This window comes from Dendronalium sp. ChiSLP03b, assembly GCF_034531165.2.
Classification (GTDB): Bacteria; Cyanobacteriota; Cyanobacteriia; order Cyanobacteriales; family Nostocaceae; genus Dendronalium; species Dendronalium minutum.
Map to the genome: position 1 here is coordinate 1 of NZ_JAVRBR020000097.1, position 11591 is coordinate 11591.

Genomic DNA, 11591 nt, shown 5'->3' on the forward strand with positions numbered 1-11591 from the left:
AACCAAAGTGGATGTCTTCGACCATCAGTCGTTCTGAAATCTTCAACTTGCCGCAAATGTTCAATCAGAGAAGCACCCATGATTTTTATCCCCTCAACACTTGCAATTTTACCTGTTGAGCGGGAATGAAACAGCCCTGCTTTGAGATAGAGGGCTGTCTAGTATGGGTGTGAATTTAGATAGCACACCTTACAGTAGCAAGTGATATCCTCACCATCGCACCTAAAATGCAAATATTTGCATAAGTGTCTTGACTCATTGCAGATATGGTTAGCGTTTCTGCTGTTGTGATTCAAATATAAGTCACCCTTGCAGAGTTATTTTGCATATATCTTGTAGAGTCTCAAGCTAGCTAGATTTGCTTGCGGCTTATGCAACTATGGTTGCACAGCAGCTGCTTGCAACAATTTACTGCAAATTAAAAAATTATGTATATTTTTATAAATTAATATCTTCGGTAATATATCTGTATAGAGATAGATTTACAAAATTTTATGATCGTGAAATCGCTAAATATTTTTTGACCATTATTAAATTTTTATACTTAAACACAAACATTATCTTCAGTATTGAGATTTGTTGCTGGACTTTGTAACAAAATCTGTAACAGCAACGTTATTTGAGCTTGCACTCGTTTAGATTGATGAAAAATCTACGGGGAATCCCTGAGTTAAGGGTTAATGCTGCTCAAAGATATACGAGATTATCAAATTCTCTTTCTTAGCTTGTTTCTAGTCTTGGGAATTGGTACAAGGGACTGGACGCTGCGACCGGAGTTAATTGGGGTAGCGATCGCCACTTGTTCAGCCACCCAATGGCTACTGTCATATGTGATTAATAAAGAACAAAAAACAAATGACACAGGGCACATGAAGAATCTTCGCAGTGCCTTGATTACCTCATTGGGACTCAGCTTACTGTTGCGGGCTGACCACTGGACGACAATGGCCTTTGCAGCTACAAGTGCGATCGCTAGCAAATTTCTTTTCCGACTCGGCGATAAGCATTTCTTCAATCCCGCAAATTTTGGTATTATTTCCGCCTTACTTCTCACCCCTGATGCTTGGGTTTCACCAGGACAGTGGGGCGAAGAATGGTGGTACGGGCTGTTATTTGCTGGGACTGGTGGCATGATTTTGCAGCGGATCGGTCGCTGGGATACTACAGCCGCTTTTTTGGGTGCATATTCCTTGCTAGAAGCAATTCGCAATCTCTGGCTGGGTTGGACTTGGGATGTTTACTGGCATCGGTTGATGAGCGGTTCTTTACTGCTGTTTGCCTTATTTATGGTTACCGATCCTCGGTCAATTCCCAACGCTCGAATTGGGCGTGTAATTTGGGCGGTATGCATTGCCATTTTGACTTTCATCCTGCGGAATTACTTCTTTATTTCCACCGCAGTTTTTTGGGCATTGTTCGCCCTTGCACCATTGACCATACTGCTAGATGTTCTCTGGTCAGCCCAGCGATTTTCTTGGGGAGATCGGGAGGATAAGCAAGCAGGGGAGGCAGAGGAGGTAGGGGAGATGAGGGGAATTCTTAATAACTCCTAACTCTTGTACAGACGCGATAAATCGCGTCTCTATTCAGCACTCAAAATTGGAGGTATAAAATGAAGCGTTTTAGAATCATCATTCCATTATTACTGGCATTGGTAGCTGTACTGTGCTTTGCGCCAGCCGCTTGGGCATTCTGCGGATTTTATGTTGCTAAAGCTGATGCCAAACTTTATAACCAAGCTTCTCAGGTGGTAATTGCACGAGATGGCGATCGCACCGTTTTAACAATGGCAAACGATTTTCAAGGAGAAGTCAAAGATTTTGCTATGGTAGTACCTGTGCCAACGGTACTCCAAAAAGAGCAAGTTCGCGTTGCCCAACCCAAAATTATCGAGCGCTTGGATGCTTTTAGCGCGCCGCGATTAGTTGAATATTTTGACCCCGACCCTTGTGCCCCAGAGAGGAGAGATAGGCTATATCAAGAAGCACCTGCGCCAGCAGCAAGCAATGCAGGGGGGAGAACAAGAGGCAGCGATGAAAGTTTGGGTGTTACGGTTGAGGCTCGTTTCAACGTTGGCGAATATGACATTGTGATTCTCAGTGCTAAAGAATCTGGCGGACTGGAAACTTGGCTCAATCGCAATGGCTATAAAATTCCTAGAGGAGCAAAACAGTTACTTAAGCCATATATTCGCTCGGCAATGAAATTCTTTGTTGCCAAAGTCAACCTCGATAAGTTTGAAGAATCTGGCTATCAGTTTCTGCGTCCATTGCAAATTTCCTATCAGTCACCCAAGTTCATGCTACCAATTCGTTTGGGTATGATAAACGCTACAAAAGAGCAGGATTTACTCGTCTACATCTTATCGCCTGAAGGACAAGCAGAAATTACCAACTACCGGACTGTGAAAATCCCATCAGATGCTAACATTCCCGTGTTTGTCAAAGATGAATTTAGCGACTTCTACAAGTCCATGTTCCAAACTTCTTACATTAAAGAAGATCGAAAAGTTGCTTTTTTAGAATATGCATGGGATATGGGTAGTTGCGATCCTTGTTCTGCCGACCCCTTGAGCCAAGAAGAACTGAAACAAGCAGGTGTGTTTTGGCTGGATGATAATTCTGCTAGTGACGCACCAATACCCCCTAGCTTTCGTCGTCGTCCTCCCACCAGTAGTGTCTTTATTACTCGTCTACATATCCGCTACACCCGCGATAAATTTCCTGAAGACCCGATGTTTCATCAAACCTCTAACCAAGAGTCTTTCCAAGGGCGTTATATTTTGCAACATCCTTTTACGGGTGAATTAAACTGTCAGTCAGGTAGAGAATACAAGCGGTCTTTACCCAAGCGTTTTGAACAAGAAGCACAAACTCTAGCCAAGCTAACCAACTGGAATATCCAAAACATTCGCAAAAAAATGCAGTTGAGTGTAGGTAATCTAACTGATTCCTGGTGGGGTAATTTCTTATCCTGGCTGCTGAGGTTTTGAGTAATAATTCCCTGCGTCAGTCTACATCTGTCTACTTTGATGTGACAGAGTAGTAATTTGTCTCGCCAGTTTTTGTCACACAACATGTTTTTTCTCTGCGCCAAGCTTGGGGAGGTAAACCGTGATGTTGGCGAAACTGGCGGGAGAAATGAGACACATCTTGATAACCCAGTTCTTTGGCAATTTGCTCGACTGTCCGATCGTCATTTTGGAGTAAGAAACGCGCCCCCGCCATCCGGCGTTTAACAATCCAACAGTTTACAGTCTCTCCTGTCTGCCTTGCGACTCGGTTCGTTAAGTAAGCAGATGAGTAACCAACTGCTTCGGCTACATCACATAGAGTAATTCCTTGATGATAATGGGCTTCGATGAAGTCGAAAACTTCTTTTAATTGGGGAATGTTGGGAAAGATTGATTTAGGAGGGGTGACTGCTGTCTTAGCTACGGATACTGGTTTTGCAACTTTCTGGAGTTTAGTAGCGCACCAATATTGCAGATTAGCTTGCCTTTGCAACCGACTAGCGATCGCTCTGAGCAATTCATCTAGTGTAGAAGGTTTGGTAATATAATCGTCTGCCCCCATCTCCATAGCTTTGCGAACATCTGCCCTAGTGCTACTGCCAGTCAAAAAAATAAAAGGAATAATCGCTGTTAGAGGATCTTGGCGTAGGGTAGTTAAAACGCTGTAACCATCCATATCGGGCATCGTAATATCGCAAATCACTAAGTCGGGTACATGCTCTTGTACTTGCTGGATACCAACACGACCGTTTGCAGCCCCGACGCTCTCGAAACCTTTAGCCTCAAGACCTTTTAAGTAAAGATTGCGAGTAATATTATCATCTTCGATTACAAGAATTTTTTTTGACGATTTGGACATGATTTTTGATTGCCATAACTTTTGGTAGAATTTGGTTGCTAAACATAGTTACCAAACTTTGTACTGAGCATTAATTTGCTATGAGATGAATTGGCTCTTTCCAAGAGTGATGAATGTTTAGTTTAAAAAACAACTCAACATTCATCACTCGGAATTGCTAGTCTCTTGTGTAACTAGTGGCAGCATTACAGTAAACGTAGTGCCAACACCAACTTCACTTTCCACAGCCACTTGACCGCCATGTAAGTCTACAAGGGTTTTCAGTATTGATAACCCTAATCCAGTACCAGGTATACTATCGATATTACTACCCCGATAAAACGGCTCAAATAGCCGTTGTCGATCTTCTACTGGAATACCAATACCTCGATCCTTGACCTGAAAAATTACTTTCTCCTTTTCGCAGGACAGATTGAAATCCACTACAATCTTTGAGGGTGAATACTTAATTGCATTGTCGAGCAAATTCTTCAAAATAGGCTCTAGGAACTTTTTGTCCATACAAGCTGTTAGGGAGTTAGGTTGACTGACAAAATTGATTAAGTTTTGGTTGATACTCATCTGCATTTGTGCCACTAAATCCTTACAGAATTGAACTAACTCAAGAGGTTTTGGCTCAAGATTTAGTTTTGCTGATTCTGCCTTAGCAAAGAACAGAATATCGTCCAACATTTGGCCAATCTGTTCGATAGCCGCTTGCATATGATCGAGTAATGGTTGTATTTTCTTCGCTGTCCGTTTATCTACTTCTTCCTTAAGTAAGCTACTAGAGAATGAAACAATATTCAGCGGAGTGCGGAATTGATGGCAGACCATCGAAAGAAAACGCGCTCTCAGTTCGCTGAGTTGTTTTGCTTGTTCTAAAGCTTGGTTAAGATCCGATTCTGCATATTTGTAATCAGTGATATCAATGCCTGTAGTCAATTCAACTGGTTTTCCACCAAAATCTAGTACACCCTCAAGCTTTGTCACCGCACAAGCTAGCCAGCGTTCGATGCCGTTTTTTGTGAGGATCTTCATCTCTTGGTATTCAAAGTTAGCTGCTTGGTTTTGGTTGCGTACCTGTCTGCGTTTTTGACTCTTAATCAGTCGTCGAATATCGAAGCCACTCAACAGTTCCTCTTTTGTGTAACCTGTGAGTTTCTCTACTGCTGGATTTATGTAGCAAAGCCGCGTACCTTGAATCAAAAAAGTGTTAGCATCTGTTGTTTCTGCTAAAGTCCGAAATCTAGTTACATTCAGCTGAAGTGCTTCCTCGGTTTGTTTCGATTCAGTAATATCCCAAATACTCCAGACTCTACCAATAATTTGGTCGCCAAGCCAATGAGGTTTAGAGTAATGTGCAAAAACTCTCCCATCCTTCAATTCCAGAATGTCATAGCTTTCAAAATCCGATTGGCTGGAAACTTCCCAAATGAGTCGAAAAAAGGCTTCTGGGTCTTTCAGTTGGTTCTCAAAAAAGGCTTTGCATTGAGGACATTTCTTAGATAGTATTAGAGATTCCGGAATCTGCCACATATCCGTAAATCTCTGATTCAAGCTGAGAATATCTCCTTCAAAGTTAACTGCGACAATACCAATAGCGGTAGATTCGAGAGTGGAGTGAAGCAAAGATAAAGATGTTTCTAGTTCTGCTTCTTTTGTCTTTAGTTTAGAAACTTCCTCTTGCAAATTATCTTTGCTCTGTTTTAAGTCATCAGTCCACTTTTGCATACTCAATTCTACGACTTCATCGCTCTTGTCATAAGCAAAGGCGCAACCAAACTTATTACCTTGATGTTCTACATAAGTTAGAGATATTTCTACTAGAAATATTCGCCCTGCTTTTGTGCGATACCGAGATTTAAACGTAATGAAATCTTGCGCTTTAAGTTCTGACCAATTATGTAGATAAAAGTCTACATCCACGTCAGGCAGTGTCATGGAGAGTAATTCCTCACGGGAATACTCAGTCATTTGGCAAGTGGCATTATTGACGTAGAGAAACTCTCCGTTTTCTCCTAAACAAAAGGCTGCATCTACAGCTTGATTTATGAGAAAATAAGCAAACTTCAACTCTATTTCTGGCTGTAGTGCCCATTTAGAGTTAGAACTAGCTAACTTATAATCGCCAGAATTCATATCTTTAACTACCCCTTTTTGGTATCTCGACACTAGCACTATGAGTCAGCTAATAATTACAAATGCCTAAAATAGGCTGTTAGCGTAGTCGTAAATAAAAGTTTAAAAATAATTTATTAAATAAATTAATATAAAATATATCAGATTGTCAAAGTAAAAAGCAAGTAAAATTACTGCCATGAAAAACAGAAAGTAATTTGTCTTTTGGCCTTTAAATAGATTGCTATAAACACAAAGACTTCACAAAAGTAAAATTTAAGTTTAGTCAGTAGTCATTGAACTCAAAGTTTTAAACTCTGAATATCTGAAAAGATAAAACATCTTATCAAATTCGTGCTAAGCGAGTTCAATCTGATGCGTATCAAGAGCGATCGCTAACTTTGATACATATTTATTTCACGATGCATAGCTTAAAATTGCAAATTTTTGCTCATATACTTAATGTCTTAACTTTTCTTAACTACCTTTTCAGGGATTTAACTACAGAATCCGATGTTCACACATCTGTCAGAAGAAATACGTTTGTATGAAGTATTACTGTGTATATCACTACCTTTGCAGTTAAAAAAACTACAATCTAGTATAAGAATACGTAAATAATACTTATTCATCCCCCAAAAGATATAAAAAGCTTTAAAGGTATAATTTTAATGTATCGATCAACACAACGAAAGCTACAATGACTGCAACATATTTGATTATCAACGGCTTCGTCTTCAGGTTTTCTGTATGAATTGAGTTTTCAACTAAGCTAACTGGCTACTGTAGCCGTGACAACAAAAACAACAAATTGTTCACCCCATCAAAAGATTTTTCATTAGAAATGCGATGACACAGCTTATGCTATTTTGGATTTTTAATTTTCGATTTTAAAATGTGAAAGTCTTATTGGATAAGCATTTTGGCAGAAAATATCTTGCGCTCTTGTTGAAATTGATATTACCAGCTATTACAAAGTATCAATCTTCTAGAGCGCTTAAGTAGATACTGTAGCTTTTATCATAAAAGCGAAAAATTTGACACCTTTATCAAAAGATTTTTGATTGTAAATGAATTTGCCTCATATTATATTTAGCTGTTACAAGGTATAAATCTTCTAAAAATCCCAGTAAATACTGAAGCTATCGTCAGAAAAGCGAAAAATTTGACACCCCTATCAAAAGATTTTTGATTGCACGTAGATATTTAAATCATATATTCTAATTTTTAGAAGCACACCCTTAACGGTTGCAGGCTTGACAAAGATTGTTTACTACTGCCCACACAAGTATCAATCAGCAGCAATCAACCATCTCTACTATCGACTAAGCCCAGTCATAACCGTAAGTAATCATGGGTTAATTGGTATCATATATTACCCAAATTAGGGTGTTGACTAAAGAGCTTCTATGCAAGTTTTTGGTATTACGTGAAAGCAATGAGTCAAAATTATACTAGTTCAAATCCTTCGCTCGTTACTGAGCCATATAAGGAATTTCCACTCAACAACTATGTGGAATCTGTGTCCGACGATTCTCATCAGCTTGACACAGTGGAGAATAACAAGGGAATTCAGCCTTTTTTAGCCAATGAAACAGATTCAACGCTCTCGGTGGCTGACGCGATCGCTTTGATGCTAGCAAACTTGGGAATAGACTACGCCTTTGGTGTCGCTGGGGGTGCTATGGCTAGCATTTGGGGTGCGCTGTCCAATAGTACTATTAAGGTGTTGAACTTCCGCCATGAAGCGGGAGCAGCCTTTGCGGCCTCCGAAGCATACTTTGCCAGCGGTCGTCCTAGCGTAGTGTTTACCACAGCAGGCCCCGGTATCACCAACTCTCTCACCGGATTATTTGCGGCCCGTGGTGAAGGTGCAAAGGTGATCTTACTGTCGGCTTGCACTTCAGCACCGCAGCGCGGACGCTGGGCAATTCAGGAAACCAGCACCTACACATTACCCAGCGGCGGAATTTTTACTCCGGGAATGCTGTTCAACTATGCAGTTACCATCGAATCTGCTGCTCAACTCCCACAGATTTTTCGCAGACTTGCTCTTGGTTTAGCACAACCAGGAGGATTTGTTGCTCATTTAAGCATTCCCACTAGCGTACAGACAAGTTTAGTTGACGGTATAGCCTTACCTCAACTAGATATTACTCCTTTTGGGCTAACTGCCTCCAAAGAAGCGATCGCTAAATCTGTAGAGCTATTATCTGCTGGTCCCTTTGCCATCTGGGTCGGTTTCGGTGCCCGTGACGCAGCAGACGAAATCCGCCAACTCGCAGAAAAAACTGGGGCAGCAGTCATGTGTTCACCCCGTGCCAAAGGTATCTTTCCCGAAGATCATCCCCAGTTCGTCGGTGTTACAGGTTTGGGCGGTCATGCTTCCGTCTTGACATATATGGAAGAGCAACCTCCACTACGCACACTCGTACTCGGAACTCGCCTTGGCGAACCGACTTCCTTTTGGAGTAAAACAATGGTTCCCAAAGGCGGCTTCGTGCATGTAGACATTGACCCAAACGTGCCAGGGGTAGCTTATCCATCTGCGGAAAGTTTCCCGATTCAGTCTGACATCAAAGCCTATGTGCAGGAACTATTGCAGCAATTGCCAGATGCTCCTTCTCGTTCCACACCTTTATTGTTACCTTGTCCAGAACGCAAGGAAATTGCACTAGATTCAGATATCGACTATCCAGTGCGACCAGAAGTATTGATGGTAGCAATTCAAAAAATCATTGTTGAGGGTAGCGATGCAGTCGTGATGGCAGAGTGCGGTAACTCGTTTACTTGGTCAACTCATCTACTGCGATTTTCCCAAGCTAATCGTTACCGAGTCAGCACCGGAGTTGGGGCGATGGGTCACACTGTTACCGGAGTCTTAGGTGCAGCACTAGCGCGTAATGGTAAAGCTGTAGCCGTTGTCGGTGATGGGGCAATGTTGATGAATAACGAAATCAGCACAGCCGTGAAATACAAGATTCCTGCCATTTGGATTGTGCTGAACGATGCTCGTTACAACATGTGTCATCAAGGCATGAAAGTATTGGGATTAAAAGGTGCAGATGCCACAATTCCCCCCACAAATTTTGCCATGATTGCTCGTGCTATGGGAGCAGAAGCTGTTGGAGTTGTCAGAGAATCGGATATTGAAGCAGCATTAGAGCAAGCGATCGCTTCAACTGTTCCTTTTGTAATCGATGTAGTCATCGATCCCGACCAACCAGCACCCTCTGGCGCACGTAATAAGAGTTTGGCAGCACAGGGAATCAAATCAAATGGCGTGAAAAATACAGCCAAGCCAGTTTCATTCCCCGCAGTTTGACTTTACAAATTCGTAATTAATAAAGCCAGATTTAATCTGGGTTTCCGGAGTTGAATCTGTAGCTTTCCTTTGGTAAATTAGCGATTCTAACAAGCATCCTAATTCTACAAATTGCATTGTATTACTTCATTCATGTTCTTCATTCCAATAACTAAATAAAGCTCTAACCACTCCAAAATTAAGATTGAGAAACAAAGATGCTGCTATTTGAAACCGTTAGAGAAATGGGTCACGAACAAATTCTCTTTTGTCATGGGAAAAATCCAGATATTAGAGCAATTATTGCTATTCATGATACCAGTTTAGGGCCAGCAATGGGAGCTACAAGACTTTTTCCTTATATCAACGAAGAAGCTGCTTTAAAAGATGCTCTGCGTCTTAGTCGTGGTATGACCTATAAAGCTGCTTGCGCTAACATTCCAGCTGGTGGGGGAAAAGCAGTTATCATTGCTAATCCTGAAAATAAAACAGATGAAATTTTGAGAGCTTATGGACGTTTTGTTAATAGTCTCAATGGACGTTTTATCACAGGACAAGATGTAAATATTACTCCTCAAGATGTACGCACAATTAGTCAAGAAACTAATTATGTAGTTGGAGTATCAGAAAAGTCTGGCGGGCCTGCTCCTATCACAGCTCTAGGAGTCTTTTTAGGAATCAAAGCCGCCGTAGAATTTCGTTGGCAAACCCAAAGACTAGAAGGGCTAAAAGTTGCTATTCAAGGTGTTGGTAATGTAGGTAGAAATCTCTGTCGTCACTTACATGAGCATGGAATTAAACTTTATGTGAGCGATGTCAATCCTGTAAAGACAGAGGAATTAAAAAGACTTTTTGATGCCACTGTTGTAACTCCAGACGAAATTTTCTCTCTCGATGTAGACATCTTTGCTCCTTGCGCGTTAGGAGGAATTCTTAATAGTCATACAATTCCTTTCCTCCAAGCTCCGATTATTGCTGGTGCAGCTAATAATCAATTAGGAAATGAGCAACTACATAGTCAAATGCTTGCAAAAAAAGGAATTCTTTACTGTCCTGACTACGTAATTAATGCTGGGGGACTCATCAATGTTTATAACGAAATGATTGGTTATGACGAAGAAAAAGCTTTCAAGCAAGTGCATAACATTTATCACACGTTGCTAGAAATTTTTAACATTGCGAAACAGCAAGGAATTACTACCAATGATGCTGCTAAACGATTAGCAGAAGACCGAATTCTCAATGTTAAACGCAGTAAATCTAAAGAAATTGCTGCTTAATTATTAACAGTCAACAGTTAACTGTTGATTTAAGGAGTAACCAGTGGAAAAAAATACATTTGCAACATCAGCTTACATTGCTACTTCACCAGAGAGCGCCTTCGACTACCTTTGCAGTTTAAAAAACTTGGACGATTGGACTCTCTTTAGTCGGATGAAAGAGCAAATTGACGAAGATACATGGCTGGGAAGTGCATCTGGCTATCACAAAAATCTCTACTATCACGTTAAAAAACTAGAGAGCCAGCTTTTCTATGGCATTGAGTGGCACTGCGGTTTTGAGTATCAGAAATATTTTCAAGTTTATCCTGTCTTGCTTTTTCCTCCCGACTACATCGAGCCAGGAACAGATGAAAAAGGCGTGTACTTCCACTGGTTAAGCTTTGTAGATCCGAAACGACAGACTCAGATGATTATGCAGGGAATTCACACCGTACATACTTCTGAATGTCGTTCTCTCAAAGCTATTTTAGAACGCAAGTTAGGCCTGACCACAGCAGCAAAAGGACGCTATTTTATCGATACTGATACTATTTATGTTGATGCCCCCGTTGAACTTGGGATTGAATATTTAAAAGACTTGCACAACATAGATGAGTGGGCGCATTTACTGCGAAGAACTGGCGAAATTACTGCTGATTCAGGTGAATTTAAGGACGAATACGACCAAAAAGTTAAAGTTTCCGTGCGTTTGCACAGTTTGAGCAAATATTACTTACTCGAACAGGAATCTTTTTATCCAGACTACAAATTTTATCAGCGCTCTGTAGCGCTGTTGATCCCAACCTCCTATGCTTTTGGCGACCCAGAAGCTTCTGGTTTCATTCTGCATCGAATTACCTTTTGGAAAACAAATGAAGCTTTTGCTCACGGCAAACTCCAAATAGAAGACTTTGGCGCTGAGAGTATGAATATCAAACGTCTGCTCGAAGGTAAAGCTGGCAATCTACAATCCTTCGATCGGGGAATGAGCTATTTACCCAAAACTCAAGAACTAGTCGCTAGTCGCTAGTTAGCGGTCAGTAGTCAGTGGTC

The 11591-nt window shown here is 41.0% G+C and carries 7 protein-coding genes; 5 read left to right on the forward strand and 2 right to left on the reverse strand.

All coding sequences use genetic code 11. The features are described 5' to 3' along the window. Nucleotides 1–680: 680 nt before the first annotated feature. Both RMY31_RS22730 and RMY31_RS22735 read left to right on the forward strand, forming a co-directional pair. Nucleotides 681–1553 carry an RnfABCDGE type electron transport complex subunit D gene (locus tag RMY31_RS22730; protein ID WP_322658009.1) on the forward strand — a complete coding sequence of 291 codons (873 nt, stop codon included), beginning with the start codon at nt 681–683 and terminating at the stop codon, nt 1551–1553. A 59-nt stretch (nt 1554–1612) separates the two neighbouring features. Continuing rightward, a complete protein-coding gene (locus tag RMY31_RS22735; RefSeq protein ID WP_322658010.1) occupies nt 1613–2992 on the forward strand; it encodes a DUF2330 domain-containing protein in 1380 nt (459 codons plus the stop codon). Nucleotides 2993–3023: 31 nt separating this feature from the next. Here the strand turns inward: RMY31_RS22735 and RMY31_RS22740 are convergent, their stop codons facing one another. After that, nucleotides 3024–3872, reverse strand: a complete 849-nt coding sequence (locus tag RMY31_RS22740) for a response regulator (RefSeq protein WP_322658011.1) — start codon at nt 3870–3872, stop codon at nt 3024–3026. Nucleotides 3873–4016: 144 nt separating this feature from the next. Then, complete coding sequence (locus tag RMY31_RS22745) at nt 4017–5993, reverse strand: scytonemin biosynthesis sensor histidine kinase (RefSeq protein WP_322658012.1); 1977 nt, start codon at nt 5991–5993, stop codon at nt 4017–4019. 1417 nt (nt 5994–7410) lie between these two features. On the opposite strand from RMY31_RS22745, the gene scyA reads away from it, so the two are divergent. The 3 genes from scyA to scyC all read left to right on the forward strand — a co-directional run bounded on the left by scyA (nt 7411) and on the right by scyC (nt 11568). After that, on the forward strand, nt 7411–9297 hold the full coding sequence (scyA, locus tag RMY31_RS22750) for a scytonemin biosynthesis protein ScyA (RefSeq protein WP_322658013.1): 1887 nt from the start codon (nt 7411–7413) through the stop codon (nt 9295–9297). A gap of 197 nt (nt 9298–9494) precedes the next feature. Then, nucleotides 9495–10556 carry a tryptophan dehydrogenase ScyB gene (scyB, locus tag RMY31_RS22755; RefSeq protein ID WP_322658014.1) on the forward strand — a complete coding sequence of 354 codons (1062 nt, stop codon included), beginning with the start codon at nt 9495–9497 and terminating at the stop codon, nt 10554–10556. Between the two features lie 43 nt (nt 10557–10599). Continuing rightward, nucleotides 10600–11568 carry a scytonemin biosynthesis cyclase/decarboxylase ScyC gene (gene scyC, locus RMY31_RS22760; protein WP_322658015.1) on the forward strand — a complete coding sequence of 323 codons (969 nt, stop codon included), beginning with the start codon at nt 10600–10602 and terminating at the stop codon, nt 11566–11568. The last annotated feature ends 23 nt before the right edge of the window (nt 11569–11591 follow it).

Excerpts from the sequence above, each read along its gene's own strand:
- scyA (WP_322658013.1), top strand. The coding sequence starts at position 7,411 with ATGAGTCAAAATTATACTAGTTCAAATCCTTCGCTCGTTACTGAGCCA.
- RMY31_RS22745 (WP_322658012.1), bottom strand. The coding sequence starts at position 5,993 with ATGAATTCTGGCGATTATAAGTTAGCTAGTTCTAACTCTAAATGGGCA.
- RMY31_RS22735 (WP_322658010.1), top strand. The coding sequence starts at position 1,613 with ATGAAGCGTTTTAGAATCATCATTCCATTATTACTGGCATTGGTAGCT.
- RMY31_RS22730 (WP_322658009.1), top strand. The coding sequence starts at position 681 with ATGCTGCTCAAAGATATACGAGATTATCAAATTCTCTTTCTTAGCTTG.
- RMY31_RS22740 (WP_322658011.1), bottom strand. The coding sequence starts at position 3,872 with ATGTCCAAATCGTCAAAAAAAATTCTTGTAATCGAAGATGATAATATT.
- scyB (WP_322658014.1), top strand. The coding sequence starts at position 9,495 with ATGCTGCTATTTGAAACCGTTAGAGAAATGGGTCACGAACAAATTCTC.